Genomic DNA, 17,950 nt, shown 5'->3' with positions numbered 1-17,950 from the left:
CGAGGGGAAAGAGTAAAGTTACGAGTAACGAGGTTCGAGATACGAGGTTCGAGATACGAGGTTCGAGATACGAGGTTCGAGATACGAGGTTCGAGATACGAGGTTCGAGATTTTACATCGCGTCCTAGCGCCTAGAACCTAGCGCCTAATGTCTTCACCGTAGGCGTGAAACTTGTTTCGCGCGATTGACCGCTGCAAGCTGACCGCTCTTTTCGACGTCCGATTCGGCACTAAAGTACCTCCTACAATCCCTCGTCAGGGCTTTCATAGCAGAGAAAAACTCTCGACCTAACCGAGCCCACAGATCGACTGACATCTAACATCTGACCTCTAACGACTAGAAACCAGCGATTTTACATCGCGTCCTAGAACCCAGAACCTAGCGCCCAGCGCCTGTTGTTTTCATTCGTAGGCGTGAAACTTGTTTCGCGCGTCTGATCTGACAGCTGAAAACTCCTTTACTTTTCAATCCCTAACCAATAACTGTTTTGGTATATGTTTTCTTCAACTTCTTTATCGCTGTAGTTATAGATACGCTGCCAAAACAGGCGGTCGAAAATGAATTTATCTGCTTCTTTATGAATAATTTTAAAATTAATTAAAGAGGCATATAAATTTTCATCATCGCCTAACACCTCATCCTTACAGCTAGAGTAATCAAATGCACTTGGGCACTGAGACATCATTGCAAAACTAATACTGTTATCAGCTTCAAATTGCCAATAGGTATTTGGCGTAAAGTTAGCTCTGTTTTCAAGGCCATATTGGTCAGCGTAATAGAAGCTACCTTTACCATCATCATTTATAAACCAGTATGTTTTCAGGTTGCCGCTGGTGTAGTCTTGACGTAAGTAGCTAAATAGGTGCTTATAGTCATCAAGAGTGATGGTTGAATCATCAATCACTTCAATAAATTCATACCCTAAGCGAGCCTGACGCTCTTCTTTATTTCGCTCGCGCACCATGAGAGTTTTACCATCAGGTTGAGTGAAAAATTGTAAGCTGGTATCTAGGCCATTGCCGGATACCTTAACGGTGTCGCCATTATTGTCTAAGTTGTAATGCCACTTGAACGAGTCGGTACTTATAGGCGTATTGAATGTTACCGTTGCAGTGTCGGCGGCAGTGATAGTGAAAAATGATGGTAAATAGCGAAATGTTAGGCCTTCACCTGTATCTGAATTTTTATTATTTAAGCGACCAGTATACGTTTTACCCACTTCAAGCTCAGGAACCGCAATCGGTGTCAGTTTTTGTAATGCAACAACCGATGTTTGCACTTTCATAGCTTCAGTTAGCTCTTCTGACTCAACAATATTCGCAGCGTCAGCTTCATCATGATAGCTAAGAACATGTTGCAGTTTTAGCACCGCAAAATCATCGAACTGCGCAACTACTTCGGCATTAATGAGGTTAAGGTCAAACTCTACATTCACCTCGTAGCCTTCTTTATTTAGCTGATTTGCATAGCTATTCGTAATAAATTTGTCGCCATTAATCGCTAACGATTTACCTTCTAAGGTCGCCGAAAACTCTGCATAAGGGAATGATGTGGTACTGCCTGAAGCAGTTGGAATATAGCTTGCAATCGATACTTCAAAATAGCTTTCTTCACCTTCGGTGTTTACATGATTCACCATGTGAAAAGTATTGTCGTCCATATCAACATAATACGCAGAGCTAAGCTCCGTATTTGATTTATAAAGGGTAACTACTTCGCCTTTATCGGTCGAAACATTAAAAAGCTCAACACGAATAGCATCATCGCGCTTAGCTAACACTTCCATTTCAAGAAGGGCTTGTTGATTACATTCATGCAAGCAATCAATCGCTTGGGTATTTAATGCAATCACATCAGGGTTCGACCAATCAAAACGACTTAACTCACCATTTTGAGCAATCACACCAGTGTCTTCAGTGGCAAACGAAAGCTGCACACTACCATCGCTTGATTGCCAGTTCCCCATCACTTCGCTATTGCTAAGCTCAATAGGTTGCCATGCTGCACGGTTTTCGGCGACATTAACGATTAGGGTATATTGATTACTCGCTTTACCATCAGAGACTTCTAAAGTAAAAGCGTGGTTGGCTACTTCGAATAAGCTTGGCTCTGCACTAAAAGTTACTTGATTACTGCTGGTGGTTACAGTCAGCCACTCTGGTTTATCAATAATCGTTGTTGTCACACTGTCGTTTTGCTCATCTTTTAAATCAACAACTAAATTAGTTGATTCAAGCGCTTTGGCTGAGAGAGTGAGCGAGCCAGAAAGCGTTGGTGCAGTATTTTGCTCTACTTTTACATCTGGCGTTTTATCTGTAGATGAACCGCCACCACAGGCTGTTAGAGCCAGAGTCAGTGCCGATACGCTGAGGAGCTTTTTCATTTAGGTCCCTTAAATTTATTGTTCTATTGAAGTCACAGAAATTTAAGTTACCTAAAATGGGTAATTCAGTAAAGTGAATATGTAACTGAACGTAAACAAAAAAGGTGAGCTAACTTGCTCACCTTTTCGAAGAAGGGGTTATTGCGCTTGTTGCGCAACATGGTCCATATATTCGTCAAACGTGCCCTGAAAATCGATAAGCTGTTGATCTTTTATATCGATGATCCGAGTCGCTAAAGACGATACAAACTCACGGTCGTGGCTCACAAAAATCAGCGTGCCTTGATAATCTTTTAATGCGTTATTGAGTGCTTCAATGGCTTCCATATCCATGTGGTTGGTTGGCTCGTCCATAATGAGCACGTTGATGTCTTGCATCATTAACTTACCAAACAATAGGCGGTTCTTTTCACCACCCGAGCAGTTACGAGCTTTTTTGTTAGCGTCGTCTGCAGTAAATAATAAACGGCCTAACATAGCACGCACCATTAAATCGTTGTGCTTAGCGGTGCGCCACTGCGACATCCAATCAAATAAAGTTAAGTCGTTATCAAAGTCTTTACTGCTGTCTTGCGGGCAATAACCAATGCTGGCATTTTCAGACCACTTAACCACACCTTCGTTGCTTTGTAATTCATTCACTAGGCAACGTAATAGGGTGGTTTTACCAACACCGTTTTCACCAATAACCGCAAGTTTAGCGCCGGCTTCAAGTAGTAGCTCGCCGCCGCTGAACAGGGTTTCGCCATCAAAGCCATGACCTAGCTTGGTCAGCTCTAATGCTTGGCGATACATTTTTTTGCCTTCGTCAAAACGAAGTGATGGGCTAATACGGCTTGACGCTTTTACCTCATCAAGCTTAATTTTATCCATGCGCTTAGCACGAGAACTCGCTAATTTTGCTTTCGAAGCATTGGCACCAAAGCGGTTTACGAACTCTTGTAGCTCGTCAATTTCGGCGCTCTTCTTTGCGTTTTCAGCAAGTAGCTGTTCGCGTTGCAAGCTTGAGGCTTCGATCCACTTTTCATAGTTACCAGGGTAAATTCTTAGTTCACCGTAATCGATATCGGCCATGTGTGTACATACCGAGTTTAAGAAGTGACGGTCGTGCGAGATAATAATCATCGTACACTTACGCTGGTTAAGTTCGTTAGCTAGCCAAGTGATGGTGTGAATATCAAGGTTATTGGTTGGCTCATCAAGCAGCAAAATATCAGGATTTGCAAACAGCGCTTGTGCTAACAGCACACGTAGTTTCCAGCCCGGCGCAACGTTTGCCATTAAGCCATAATGAAACTCTTGCTCAATACCCGCTTGGATCAAAATTTCTTCTGCGCGGCTTTCTGCTGTGTAGCCATCCATTTCAGCAAAAACGCTTTCAAGCTCAGCGACTTTCATGCCGTCTTCTTCACTCATTTCTGGCAGAGAATAGATACGGTCGCGCTCTTGTTTAACTTTCCAAAGCTCTGCATCACCCATGATCACCGCATCAACCACAGTGTATTGCTCAAACGCAAACTGATCTTGGCTTAGCGTACCTAGCTTTAAACCCGGTGCAATCGACACATTGCCAGACGTTGGCACAAGCGCACCACTTAGAATTTTCATAAAGGTCGATTTGCCGCAGCCATTCGCACCAATTAAACCATAGCGGTTACCGTTACCAAACTTAGCTGAAATGTTCTCAAACAGAGGCTCTGCACCAAATTGCATGGTGATATTTGCGGTTGAAATCAACGAATTGTTCCTAGAAAAATACTGACAGGGTTATGGGCGCAGCAACTGCGAAAATAAACAAGCAATAGGGTAAATAATAGGCCGCGGATTATACAGATCAGCCCCTAATAACGCTATTAAAAAAGGAAAGTTTCAAGTTACGAGGGGAAAGAGTAAAGGGGAAAGGTGCGAGTAACGAGATGCGAGATACGAGGTAGCAGCGATTTAACATCGCGTCCTAGAACCTAGAACTTAGAACCTAGAGCCTAGCATCTGATGACGCGGGATAAACCCGCTGCTACACGTAGGCGCGAAACTTGTTTCGCGCGACCAGAATTAAAATGATAATGCTTTGTCTAATGCACCTTTAAAGCGTTCAAAATCCTCGATGTGAGGTAGGTGGCCAATATCGTCTAATTCAATTAATTGCGATTTTGGGATCATATTTGCCGCGGCTTTGCCTAATTTATCGTAACGGCCAAGCTCATGGTCAACATTTGCTTTTTTCCAATTGCGGCCAGGACCAGTTCTGTCGCGGGTGCCTATAATTAAAGACACAGGCATGCTTAACTGATCAAACTCCGTTATGACCGGTTGTGTAAAAATCATATCGTAGGTTTTAGCATTAACCCACGCCATATGCTTATGATCAGGGCCTTGAATTTGACCACTAATAAAATGGGTTAATTGCTCGTAAGAGCTATTCCATTTACCGTCGTAATAGTTTTTCTTCTGGTAAGCAATAACCTTTTCAGGTGTTTTAGCTAATTCATTTTTAAAGAAAAAATCAGTGTCTTTGTATTGCACATAATTTAAATAGTTCTCTAAACCAATTGGGTTTAGCAAAATGAGTTTACTAACTTGGCTGGAAAACATCAGGCTGTAACGGCTTGCTAGCATGCCGCCCATTGAGTGGCCAAGTACAATGGGGTTTTCAATATTTAAAGATGACACTAGCTGATGAGTGTTATTGGCTAATACAGCAAACGAAAATTGATAATCGGCAGGCTTTGATGATTTACCAAAACCAATTTGATCTGGGATCAATACTCCATAGCCTTTGCTATTAAGGTACTTGGCTGTATTAGTCCAATAATGGCAGTTAAAGTTTTTGCCATGCATAAGCACAATGGTAGGCATGTTATTACTTGGTTTAAGGTAAGAGTAAGCCATTTTTAATGGCGTATTTTGTGACGAAAAATTAAAAAATTGTACAGGTAAGTCGTATTGATAATTGCTTAACTCAGCATCAAAACTAAGAGACTGCTCTTTAGCGGCTAGGTTTGCAGAAGACCATAAAACAAGTGCTGAGACTAACAGTATGCGTAAAAACATCATTATCCTTTCTCAATATGCTTAAAGAATATTCAGCCTAGCATCCTAAATAAAAATTTATAATACAAATACGATTAAATACTGGAAGAAGTTAGCAAGGTACGAGTTATAGGTTTCAAGCTACAAGGGGAAAGAGTATAGGTGCGAGTAACGAGTTACGAGATTCGAGGTAGCAGCGATTTTACATCGCGTCCTAGCGCCTAGCACCTAATGTCTTCATGCGTCTGAGGGCTTACGGCTGACAGCTGACCGCTCTTGTTTTGTCGCAACTCGATTCTCGTTACTCGTACTTACCCCAACTTACTAAAATCAACCTCTGGTAGGCTCTCAAACCCTGGGCGAGCGAAGAAATACCCTTGCATTAAACTTACGCCGGCTTGGCGCAACCATTGATACTCTTCAACTGTTTCAATGCCTTCGGCAAGGGCGGTAATGTTGAGCTCTTCAAACATAGCAATACAATGGTTCACTATGATTTGGCGTGCTTTATTTAGGTGAATATCGCGTATCAGCTCCATATCGAGCTTAATAATATTGCTCTGAAAATCAGCCAATAAATTTAAACCAGAATACCCAGAGCCAAAGTCGTCGGTTGCGGTAATAAACCCGAGTGATTGGTAATACTCAACAACACGTTTGATGTGCGTACTGTCTTCAACCTTTTCAACTTCGGTAAACTCAAACATAATTTGTTCTACCGGAAAGTCATATTGCTTAGCAGCTTCAAGGGTTGTTCTAATACAGCGCTCAGGCTTGTAAATCGCGTTAGGTAAAAAGTTAATACTCAAAATAGAATCAAGCTTCAGCTTAGCTGCAAGCGAAATAGCTTTAATACGACAAAGCTGGTCGAAGGTATAACGGTTCTCATCGTTAACTTGTGAGATAACAGAATAAGCCGACTCATTATTGGGCCCTCTAACTAATGCCTCATAGCCAAAAATATGTTTATCGGTGCAATCAATAATTGGCTGAAAAGCCATTGTAAAATCAAAACCAAGTTCTAATTTGTCTTTACAGTTATTACAACCTGTTGGCTGGCAATGAGTTTGCTTGTCGTGCATGCTTACCTCAGACTTAAGTCTACTTAATACATAATAGTGCTAGTAAATTGCCAATTGTGCAATGTTGTTGAGTTAAAAGTATAAAATCTCGCATCTCGCATCTCGTCTCTCGCATCTCGTCCCTCTCACCTCGTCCCTCTCACCTCGTCCCTCTCACCTCGTCTCTCGTCTCTCGCATCTCGTCTCTCGCACCTCGTCTCTCGCATCTCGTCTCTCGTCTCTCGCATCTCGTCCCTCGCACCTCGTAACTACTACCTTCTTCCTTCCTCCAACTAACTTCTAATATCCATTCTAAAATCGTTGATTCTTAGCATCTAAAATCACATTTCATCCTTTGCGTTATCTAGCTTTAATGGTATTTTAGCGCCAAGCAATCTTGCCAATATAAAGGAAGTAAAATGGCATCCAAAACCGTCGAATACTACAACCAAAATGCGCAAGCATTTGTCGATGCCACACTCGATGTAGACCTTAATGAACTTTACGACGAATTCTTACCGCTGATCCCAAAAAAAGGCGCTTTACTCGATGCCGGTTGTGGCTCTGGCCGCGATGCTTTCATCTTTAAAGAGCGTGGTTATAGCGTAGATGCATTCGATATCAGCCCAGCTATGGCAAAGCTGGCGTCAGAATACTTAAACCAAGACGTAGCAGTAAGCATCTTTCTAGAGCTAAACGACGTTGCCAAATACGACGGCATTTGGTGCTGCGCGAGCCTTATTCACGTAGCAAAAACCGACTTAACAGAAGCATTCAATAACCTTGCCCGAGCATTAAAGCCACAAGGCATCGTGTATGTATCGTTTAAATACGGCGACGGCGAGCGCGAACACAACGGTCGCGAATTTACCGACCTAAACGAACAAGCCCTTGAGAGCATTATTAAAGGCACAGACCTATTTATCCTCAAGTCTTGGCAAAGCGCTGACCAACGCCCAGAGCGCGCCACAGAAACATGGCTAAACGCCATTTTGCACAGAAGAACGATGAAGTAGCTTGGCTGCGTTTTCGAAGTTCAAATAACAAAAAGGTCGGCAATTGCCGACCTTTTAGCTTTAGTAATTAAACTCTTTTACATCAAGTTTACTTCTGCGTTCTTGCAGCGTTAATTGATGTCTTTTTGAATTCCATTTATTGTTTCTTGGGTTTGAGCTAAGTGTCGAAGTAATGCACTTTGCAGTGTTAGCATAAAAACCAATTTTGTTTTTAAGTGCACAACGCCAATCGTTTTTGCTATGACCAAAGTAAGTTTGGTTTACAACTTTATTTTTTAATCTAGCGTAATGATGACGCCTTAGTGAGCGCGATTTTTTCATATTTTATCTCCACGTTGGAAGTGGCTACTGCTTCCAGTAACCGCCTAATCGGGAGATGAAATTCAATATTAGGTATTTGCATAGAGCTTGATATCCTTAAAAGCTCAATAACACTTGGTTATCATAAAAAGAGTTAAAGTTTTAGATAGTTCTTTAGTCTTATAAAACAAAACTTGAAAATTGATTGTAACCCGTTGCAGTGCATTTCTGCATTAAAATCCTCTTCGATAAATTAGAGTTATTATTTCATTCATCGAAAAAACCTATATTTTTCATGGTTATTCATGCTAGATTGTTCCTAAACTTAATGCTGGCTTAACGGCTCGTCATTTAGTATCAAGAAATAACCATGGAGCGGTTTATTCACTTTAAGCCGCAGTAACAGGATTTAGTTTATGCGCTTAAAAGAAGCACTCAGCGTTTTATCAAAGTCTTCACCTTACGCTGTTTCTACAGAAAGAAACGCTCAGCGTCAGTCTCTACTTGATGAAATCAAGTCATACCTGTACATCCAAATGCCAATTGAGATAGCAGTAAATAAAGCTATTTCGAGCTTTGGTGCAAATGATAAAAAAATTCTATTTTTATGTGGTAGCAGTGGTGATGGTAAATCAGAACTATTAACCAAAGCTAAGCAACAATACGGTCAACGAATTAACTTCCACTTAGATGCAACTCATAGCTTTGATCCTCAAGGTACTGCTATTGAAACGCTCGACAAAGTCTTTGAAAAATTCAATCAAGGATCAACACCTCTTGTTGTAGGCATCAATGCTGGCATGATGGGCAATTATGCAGAGGAAGGTAAAGATCAAAACATTAAAACTGTTATAGCTCGCTATTTAACTAATCGTAAATCAATAACTGAAGACATTATCTTTATTAACTTTGAAGATTATCCTAAGTTTGCAATCCACGAGCATGGCTACGACTCAGAGTTTGCGCAAAAGTTATTAGATCGAATCACCCATCCAAATGACAATATAATCAGGCAATTAGTTGAAAAAGAAAAACAACTAAATGATTTTGGCTCACAACGTATTATCACAAACTTTGAGCTTCTGAGTATCCCATCAGTACAACGAGTAATTGTTGATTTACTTTTTAAAGCGAGGTTAATGAGAGATCAGTTTTTAACTGCACGTGCGTTACTCGATTTTATTCATGAGCTTTTGGTTTCAGATGGCTACTTGTTTGATAACCTATTTGCAGGTGGTGACAATGAGCTTGCAAATAAAATTGAAGATTTTGATCCTGCAAACTCAAGAACAAAAGAAATAGACCGTTTTATTCTTGCCTATGACTTAAACTTGCCTGATGAAGAGTTTCAGGCATTTAAAGATGCTCTTCTAGCTTTTGGAATCAGTGGTTTAAATACAGGGGCGCAATATTTAAGACTGTTTTATGTTCTTAAATATGAAGATTTTGCAAACAACTTTCACAAACAATTCAAACCTGATTTCAGTGCTACTTTGATTGATAAATACATTGAAATTTATCAGCTCCACAAAGATTTCAAAGATACACCAGAGCAAAAAAGTGAAATAAAAGCTTTTTATCGCGAAATATTAATTGCAGCAATTAGAACTTATATAAATAGAAACGCACCTAAACTAGGTAAGAAGTACTTCTTACTGTCTGATTTTGGCGAGTATCAAGTGGCTGCTCCTGCTGATTTATCAATGGATTTAGCCGAAGTTAAGTTGAATACAACAACGAGTAGTGCTTTTTTTAATGCTCGGCTCAAGTTGAAAAACACAAAATTTACCTTACCAATAAACATCAACTTATTAGCTTTGTTAATGAATATTAATAATGGCTATCGACCAAATAAGCACGATAAAAACTCAGTTATTCTATTAGATGAATTAGCCAGTGAAATTATTCAAGAAGCTAAATCGTCAAATGAGTTGGTCATTACCGGCGATGGGCAAAAGTACCTCTTAGAGTTAGATGACGAAGAAATAATGGTAAGTGAGGGATAAGCAATGCCATTAGTTGAACAATTAAAACCTAAAAATAACAGTGCAGCTAGCTATTTTCCTGTTTCAGCCAACAGTGCAAATAATAAGTATGAATGGGAAACCGTTGTTGGCTTTTTTATCAAGTCATTACATAACATAGAGCTAGAGAAAACGATTAATACGCTAGATGACTTTAAGTTGCTTTGTAAAACTCAAATTACAAACAAACTTGATGGTGAGCCTTTTTGGCATATTATTGAAAAAATGTACTTCGACAACGAGCAAGTACTCAATATTTCGCCAGAAATGCAAGCTCTGAAAGTATTAAACCCAGAAAGTAGCAATGCGGGTGATGAGCGTTTAACAGCTTTTTTAGTTGGCCTGTTGGGCGATTTACAATTAACTCAGCCGCCAGCGTCACACTTAAATTTTTTAGAAAGAGAAATCAAAACTGTATTTGATTCGCCTCTGGTTACTAAAAAAAGTCAAAAACTAAAGAAATTTAACAAGCCATACTTACCTGAACTTAGTGAGTTTTTTCAAAAAGACTTAGAGTTTTTAGTAGGTTACCCAGAGCATTTTTTACAGAATATTAAGTCATTTTTAAAGCTATATGGCTTTTTATACACCGCACAACTCGCACTAAATGTACGTGGTTGGTCTAGCCAACCAGAAGTAAAGCCATGTTATTTCATTCTTGATAGCGAAAAAGCAAGTAAAGAGCGTACAAAGTTGCAGCTTCATGGGCACAAACAAGTTGTTGAATCTAGTTATGCTTTATTTCCTTATCTTGCTTTAAACGAGAGCTTGCAAGACGCTAAATCATCAATTGTGCCGCTGTGGGAGCTTGTTGGTGAATTAACAAGTAATGATATTGATGCGCTTAACAACTATGCGGCTGATTTTCATGAAGACCGTAAATTAACTAGTGAGCTACTACCGGCAGAAGATATAGATCAAGCAATAACAAGCCTAATAAAGTTATTTACTGAGCAGTTTAAGAAAGGCGCTACACGTGAAACAGCCTTTAATAACTTTGTAAAAGCAACGCGTGAAACCTTAATTAAGCCTTTTGAACAAAGTCGTGGACGGGCTGGTTCATACCTTGTTTTAAATCAGGACTACCTTTTATTACTTACCAATATCTCAATTGGCTCAAGAGAAAAGCTAAGACTTCATGAGCTGCTAGTTGAGTTTCAAAACCGTGGCGTATTTTTTGATAAAAGTAGTGAAGAATGTTTAATAGACCTATTTGAGCGCATGGGTAATGTTGAGCGAATGAGTGACAGTGGGGATGCAGTATATGTCAAAAAAACTATATGAAGACTTTTTAGTCGAGCACTTTTGTAAGTGGGCAGCTAAGGGCTTTGAAGGCGAAAGTCGTTTTCAATTTCGTTCTCCGGATAGCTCAAATAGCCAAAACTTATATGAAGCCCTATTAAGAAAGGCAGACACGACTGTAGAAATACTAACGGCAGATATAAACCAGCAATTTAAAGCTCTATCTCTAGCTGATAAAAAACTCATTCCAGTTGTACACAGTGAATCTGAAAATGGCCTAAGTGAAAACTATATTTCGCACCTACGCGATTTAATATCCAGCCAAGATGGAGAGCTGGGCGATTGCATTTTACTTGTAGTACACAACTCGTACTTAGATACATTAATTAACTCTGCAAGAGACTTAGGCAATGTTGGCGAGGTTTGGCACCCCTCTACAATAAAGCATTCATTGAGTGAATTGATCACATCAATTAATGGTACGGATCAAATTTCTCAATGCTTACTTGAACACCGCTTTAAATTAATAATTGAAGATGGTGCAACCATGTTCGGCTTCAGTGAACTCTTTGAAGCACTTGAAGATGGCGTTATTCAATTTCGTGAGCTGGGCCTATTTAATGACAACACAATAATTGGTTGGGATGATACGGCACAAATAGATAAGCGGTTATCACAAAACCATCAGTTATTTGAAAATATTAGTGAAATTGTTGAAAAATACCCACAAGAGCTAGTTGAGAAGCTGGGTGATCTAGACCTTGGTGAAAAGTTTGTCTCAGAGCACTTTGGTGATAATAAAAACTGGCAAGATCTAGATTTTGGCGCAATTTTAAAAGAGCGTAGAGATAACAAAGAAAATCTACTTTCATTTGAAAAAGAAATTGCGCAAAACCTTACTTTTATTGCTCGTGAAAATAAAAAAGAAAGGCATCTAATCATTGAAATGCCAGAGGGTGAGTCTGAGTTTAAATTAGAGTCTTACTTCACTGGCGGCAAGATTTTAAAAAATGAATTAAAACTGCAACACACAAAAGAGCCAATTACGCTAGATGTAAATAACCGCTCAGCAAAGCATAGTGTCGTTGAAGTTATAGGCTCTTTCTCTGGGCAGCCTCTTTACTTTAGCGTTGACTTTAAAAGAGAAAAGCCGCAAGAGAGATTTAAATACCGGATCCTTGTGTTACCAAAAGGGGCATTTTTCCTTGAGGACTTAGCTGATAGCTTTTTACTTGTACCTCGAAAACAACTAATTACACTGCAAACTAATGCTGGAATGCTTAAAGTCTCAGAGCAGGGTAGTACTGCTAAGGTAACTCAGTCTAATCAAACGTTTTTGGTTCAACAAACTCAAGTAGTTGACTTTGCTGAGTTTGCAAATGAAACCGATACACTTACCTTTGCCGTCCAAAGTGGCGAAAGTATTTTGAACTTTGAGGTCGATGGCGCAGTGTCATCAGACAGCCTATCTTTGCCATTAGTTTTAGATACTAATTTATTTAACCGACTATATAACAATGATTTTAACGGTCTCTATAATCGTGCAAAAGAGAAAGTGGTATTAGATGGTAAAGACCTAACACCTAAAGGTTTGCGTAAAACGCTATTAAAATGGGAAGCAGAGCTACAAGATAATAGGGCCCTAGCAACTACAGTGGGGCAGCGACCTCAATTAATGCTAAGCGATATCGAAAATACTCACCCATCACTATATAACGCTTACAGCGAACTATTTGATTATCTAGATGCACGTAAAGCGCTAATAAGTACATGCTCTTGGGGAAAACAGTTTACAAGCTTGGCGCAAAATGTGGTTGAGTGCTATTTAAGCGAAATAGAAAAAATAGAAACCAAAGCATTACTCTCGCCTGAGTCTAGCATGCTAGTAAATATTGGTATCGCAGAGTTTGAAGAGCAAGAGTTTATAACGCCATATCACCCACTATGCTTAGCTTATTTTACTCAATTAGTAACTAAAGCGAGTGATGAAAACGACAAAAGCTTTAATACATTACCAAAAGCCACATTAAAACGCTTAAATGCGGAAGGACTATTACCTTTTGTTTGGCACGCAAAAGATGGTTTTGCATACAACCAAGCTCTGCCTGACAATCGCATGTGGTGTAATCTAGTTGCAAATAAAGACGTTAGTTTAGGTTATGTACGCCCACTGGTAAGACAAAAAGCAAGCGAGTTTGCTAAAGCATTTGATGTGCTATTTAGTAAGGGCAAAAAAGAAACTCTGCATATCAACTCAATTAATAATGCCGATAACAAAGCATTGTTTCTAGGGTTAGTTGATTATCTAAAAAAACAAACACCAGACGATGCAAATCGGATCCATGTAAATTTATACGATAAATCACTACAGCGTACTTACTTTGATGAGTTTGCCGATGCGCCAAGTTACGATGAGTTAAAGCAACTTGCAGAGCTGAGCGGTGAAAAAGACAAAGCTGATGCTATAGCAGATATGCTTAAAAACCGTATAACTTACAGCAAGTTCAAATTAGAAAGTGAACTTGACTTTGCTTATGCGCACATTAGTTTTGTTCGTAACGACACAAGTGTTGAGCCAACACCTGTTGATGTGTTAACCGAAAAGTCGGGTGTTGCATGCCATGGTTTATTAGCAGGTGAAACCGCCTATAACGAGCAAAATACTTACCTTACAACATACGGTTTGCAGAATTTAGCGTTAGATAATAACCCAAGCCTCAAACTGAGCAGTCAATTTAATAATCTAGCCAAAGCAGCTTGGTGCGGGCAAAAGTATGAAACCAATAATGGTCTAGCATTAAAAGTGGCGGGCAAGCTTACCGAGTTACTAGAAGATGTTTATGAGAGCTCTGTTTGGACAGTAATTATTGATCCAAAAGTAACGCTCGACTTTTTTAAATCGCAAAAAGATGCCGTACTAATACATTACTCAGACAACTTTTCGAATTCAGCTAATTACGATGCAATCACCGTAACAAAGCGCCGCGATTTATACGACCAAGTACTTTCGCAAGGTGTTAAAGGCTTAATTGATGAGTTTAATGCCTTTAATGGTGAGTGGTTGCTTAAAATGATCACTTGCAATGATAACGAGCGAAAAGAGAAAAAAAGTATCATTGGCGCTTATAAGTACATTAACTGCCTATTACACCAAAGCGATATTACCTGGGTACCCATGAGCGTGGCCGAAATGCTACGCGTAGCAGGTAATGTTGGTTTAAAAATGAGTGAAAGTGAGTTTTCGCGGTTTGCTCAAGGTTTTAAAAGCGGCGCTATTTCAGACGATGTATTGTTCGTTGGTTTCAAAGATCAAAACATGTATTTGCTACCGCTCGAAGTGAAAATTGGTCAGCAACGTACTCATGATAAAGGCGTTAAACAAGCTAAAGAGTTAAAGCGCTATTTAGTTGAAAACCTATTTGGCCGTGACGACTTAGCAGGGCATTTATATCGCGGCCTATTCGTAAGACAAATTTTAATGCAAGTTGATAAGTTTGAATTATATAAAGTTTATCAACCAGATTACTTTGATGCTCTTAAATCACAGCGAGAATGGTGGTTACAAGGTGACTACCAAGTTGCCGATTTAGCTGAGTACCCGCAAGGTTTCATGATGGCATTTTTTGAAAATGCCTCATTTGCAAAAGAAGAATTCGACCTACAAGACGACATTCTGCAAATAAAATTACCGAGCGCAAATTTAAATCGCTTTATCAGCACACCATTGCAAAGCTTGCTAAGCAACATTCAAAGCTGTGAACTTTGCTATATACCCGAACAATATATATTGAATGGTAGTACTCAAGCTGATGAGAGCATTAGCATTAAGCCTGCAAGTGACAACCCCGAAACGAGTGATGATGCACCTGTAGTCAATACTGAAACCCCAGTTGTATATCCTAAAGTTGCTGAAGCAGATGGGCCGATTGTAGTGGCTGAGCGAAAAGAGAAAGAGCCATTAAAAGTATTGGTGGGGCATGTTATACCTAGTAACGAACCTGTTTATTGGGAGCCCACAAATACCGCCAAGTTTATGAATACCAACTCAGGCATTATAGGCACAATGGGAACAGGTAAAACCCAATGTACTAAATCTGTAGTAACTCAGCTTTATCGAAATCAACATCAAAATGTAGAGGGAAAACCGATTGGCATTTTGATTTTTGATTACAAGTCAGATTATGTGGATGATAAATTTTTAAATGCTACGAGTGGCAAAAAGTTTAATTTGCATAAGCTCCCGTACAACCCTCTTAGTTTGTTTGGTGATACGCCAATGTTGCCTGTGCACACTGCCCGCGGTTTCTCAGAGACGATGGGTAAAGCATTCAACTTAGGTACTAAGCAGCAGCTTAAATTACGTAAGCTTATAGGTGAAGCTTACGACCTTGCGGGTATTCATAAATCTGACAAATCAACATGGCACAAAGCTGCACCAACAATGGCAGACCTTTGGGCGCTATTTTTAGATAGTGAGCCCGCTGAAGATTCGCTTTATGCTGCGCTAGAAAGTGTTTGTGAGCTTGAAGTATTTGAAGATGACACTTCCAAGTGTATGTCGCTTTATGATCTAGTAGATGGCATTACGGTTGTAGAGTTAGCTGGTTACCCAAGCGAAGTTCAAAACTTAGTGGTAGCACTTACGCTTGATTTGTTTTACTCGCAAATGCAAAAACAAGGAAAGCCCGAAGTGCAAGGTGACTTTAGGCAAGTAACTAAACTTGTGCTGGTGGATGAAGCAGACAATTTTATGTCGCAGAACTTTCCAAGCCTTCGCAAAATACTAAAAGAAGGCCGTGAATATGGTGTTGGTGTCATCTTATCAACACAAGATATTACGCATTTTAAAACCGGTGAAAACGACTATTCTGCGTACATTTTAAGTTGGATAGTGCACCGCGTAGCGCAAATTAAAAATCAAGATATTAAAGGCATATTCAATGTGGATGATAAATCAGAGCAAGAGCTACTGATGAAAAATATTCGCGAGCTAGAAAAACATACTAGCCTTTATATCAACGGTGAAAAGCAAATTAAACGTATCAAAGATAAAGCATTTTGGGAGCTAGATAACTAGTCCGCTAACTGTTTGTGTTAAAAAGTTACATAATAATTGAAGAGAGATTTTATGGCCACGAGGCATGATTATATAATTTTAAATAAGAAACTAGACAAATATTTCAAGCTGTTGTCAGATCACTTGGGATTGGAATTAGATATTTCTGAAGTTGAAAGGCGCAGGCTGTCTTTTTATATTTACATTTTAGAACAGGTCTGCAATGAGTCGGATATAGGTAAGTTAGCTAGTTGCGTAATAGACACGAATTTCAATAAATTGGTATTTGAACGTGCAGTAGACGATTGTGGTGTTGATGCTATTTATATTGACGATGAAAAACTAGAGCTAAAACTATTTAACTTTAAGTACAGGAATAGTTTTAACCCAGATAAAAATCAGAAATTGAATGACAACTTTATTTCGACCAAATTTTTAAATTTCGCTATAAAGGAAAGAAGTGGAGCTCTGGATAAGTATCCTGAAGATATTAAAGAAAAAATTAGATTTGTATCAAGCGTACTTAATCGGCCAAACGATGACTGGAAAGTAGAACTTTATCAGGTTAGTAACGAAGCTAAAGAAGTTAAGCAAATGAACTATGAGCTTGAAAGCTTGGCTGAAATGTATGCAATTGGAATAAACTCACTTGCACTGCCTACTATTTCAAGCTTCATGACTATTAGGCCAGAAAATATAGATGCCCAGCTACTCATAGATAAAGAAGCTTTGATGAGCTATAGCGAAGACAACAAGGCATCAGCGAAGTCGTTTATAGCAAGAGTCAAATGCAGTGAAATTCTCAGAATTACATGCAACTCCCATGAGTTACGTAATGAACTAAACATTGAAGACGCTGATTCGTTACACTCTGTAAACCTAGACTTTGGCGTGTTGTTTGATAACGTCAGAGGTTTAGTTAAAAGATCAAAGTATAATAAAAACATCGCTAAGACACTAAAAAATGATCCAAAAAAGTTTTTTATGTATAACAACGGCATCACTTTAATAGCAGAGAACATAATATCAAAAACATTGGCTGGGAAGCAGTGGTCTAAAGTGAAATTAAACGGGCTGCAGGTCGTAAATGGAGGACAGACGTTAAGAACTATTCATGAATTTAATAAAGAGTCACCTGAAAACCTAGAGAAATATTTGTATGATGCTGAAGTTTTAGTCAGAATGTTTATGCCTGATGGAGAAGCAAATGAAGCCCATAAGATTGCCGAATATACTAACAGTCAAAACCCTATTAAAGCTGTTGATTTGAAGTCGCTCTCAACCGAGCAGATAGAAATCGAGCGATATCTAGATGAGTGTGATATTGCATACGCAAGGAAAACGGGAGACACCGGACCAAAGGATGACAAAGAGTATAAGCATACTATAAATATGGAGACATTTGCTAAATTGTTAAAAGCAAAGGGTGGTCAGCCAGAAAAAACAACTAGTAGTACGAGAGGCCTTTTTGAAGAGAATTACAGGAAGCTTTTCATAGAAGATTTTGATTTAAGTGAAGCACCTAAGTTGATCGACAGCTACTTTCAAATTATCAGGTGCTACAAGCAATCAAAGCTAAATGGAAATCAGTTGAAATATGCATATATAATCTACCTCAAAGAGTTTTTTCAAAACGAGAAGTTCGAGAAACTCATAGATGATTTGGAAACTTTTCTTCAGAATTACATAGCTGAAAACGATGATGTCACCGCAGTAAAAGCTCTTGGCTCTGCTCAATTTAAGAAGCAATTCATGGAGCACTTAGGGCTAACCAACTAAATCCTTAGATATAGAGTGTGCTGCAAGGTTTCAACTTGAAATCATGCAGCAAACATAA

The 17,950-nt window shown here is 39.2% G+C and carries 10 protein-coding genes; 5 read left to right on the top strand and 5 right to left on the bottom strand.

Annotation, left to right across the window (positions count from 1 at the left end; all coding sequences use genetic code 11):
• Nucleotides 1–458: 458 nt before the first annotated feature.
• The 4 genes from EXT43_RS16355 to EXT43_RS16340 form a co-directional block, all read right to left on the bottom strand.
• On the bottom strand, nt 459–2,384 hold the full coding sequence (locus EXT43_RS16355) for a hypothetical protein (protein ID WP_130167455.1): 1,926 nt from the start codon (nt 2,382–2,384) through the stop codon (nt 459–461).
• Between the two features lie 138 nt (nt 2,385–2,522).
• Entirely contained in the window at nt 2,523–4,121 is a 1,599-nt protein-coding gene (locus tag EXT43_RS16350) for an ABC-F family ATPase (RefSeq protein ID WP_082710896.1), read from the bottom strand.
• Between the two features lie 315 nt (nt 4,122–4,436).
• Nucleotides 4,437–5,438: an alpha/beta hydrolase gene (locus EXT43_RS16345; RefSeq protein WP_130167454.1), complete on the bottom strand. Its 1,002-nt coding sequence runs from the start codon at nt 5,436–5,438 to the stop codon at nt 4,437–4,439.
• 287 nt (nt 5,439–5,725) lie between these two features.
• A complete protein-coding gene (locus EXT43_RS16340; RefSeq protein WP_054563209.1) occupies nt 5,726–6,496 on the bottom strand; it encodes an EAL domain-containing protein in 771 nt (256 codons plus the stop codon).
• A 398-nt stretch (nt 6,497–6,894) separates the two neighbouring features.
• Between EXT43_RS16340 and EXT43_RS16335 the strand changes: the two genes are divergently transcribed.
• Nucleotides 6,895–7,491 carry a class I SAM-dependent methyltransferase gene (locus EXT43_RS16335; RefSeq protein WP_130167453.1) on the top strand — a complete coding sequence of 199 codons (597 nt, stop codon included), beginning with the start codon at nt 6,895–6,897 and terminating at the stop codon, nt 7,489–7,491.
• A gap of 60 nt (nt 7,492–7,551) precedes the next feature.
• On the opposite strand, the gene EXT43_RS16330 is transcribed toward EXT43_RS16335, so the two are convergent.
• Nucleotides 7,552–7,812 carry a hypothetical protein gene (locus tag EXT43_RS16330; RefSeq protein ID WP_130167452.1) on the bottom strand — a complete coding sequence of 87 codons (261 nt, stop codon included), beginning with the start codon at nt 7,810–7,812 and terminating at the stop codon, nt 7,552–7,554.
• Nucleotides 7,813–8,207: 395 nt separating this feature from the next.
• Between EXT43_RS16330 and dptF the strand changes: the two genes are divergently transcribed.
• The 4 genes from dptF to EXT43_RS16310 are packed head-to-tail and all read left to right on the top strand — an operon-like array spanning nt 8,208 to nt 17,892.
• Complete coding sequence (gene dptF / locus EXT43_RS16325; protein ID WP_130167451.1) at nt 8,208–9,797, top strand: DNA phosphorothioation-dependent restriction protein DptF; 1,590 nt, start codon at nt 8,208–8,210, stop codon at nt 9,795–9,797.
• A gap of 3 nt (nt 9,798–9,800) precedes the next feature.
• On the top strand, nt 9,801–11,099 hold the full coding sequence (gene dptG, locus EXT43_RS16320) for a DNA phosphorothioation-dependent restriction protein DptG (protein WP_130167450.1): 1,299 nt from the start codon (nt 9,801–9,803) through the stop codon (nt 11,097–11,099).
• On the top strand, nt 11,080–16,134 hold the full coding sequence (dptH, locus tag EXT43_RS16315; RefSeq protein ID WP_130167449.1) for a DNA phosphorothioation-dependent restriction protein DptH: 5,055 nt from the start codon (nt 11,080–11,082) through the stop codon (nt 16,132–16,134). The genes dptG and dptH overlap by 20 nt, the downstream gene beginning before the upstream one ends.
• Nucleotides 16,135–16,185: 51 nt before the next feature.
• Nucleotides 16,186–17,892: an AIPR family protein gene (locus EXT43_RS16310; protein ID WP_130167448.1), complete on the top strand. Its 1,707-nt coding sequence runs from the start codon at nt 16,186–16,188 to the stop codon at nt 17,890–17,892.
• Nucleotides 17,893–17,950 lie beyond the last annotated feature (58 nt).

The sequence above is a fragment of the Pseudoalteromonas sp. CO109Y genome, assembly GCF_004208935.1.
GTDB lineage: Bacteria > Pseudomonadota > Gammaproteobacteria > Enterobacterales > Alteromonadaceae > Pseudoalteromonas > Pseudoalteromonas shioyasakiensis.
This window is presented reverse-complemented; position numbering and strand designations above follow the sequence as displayed.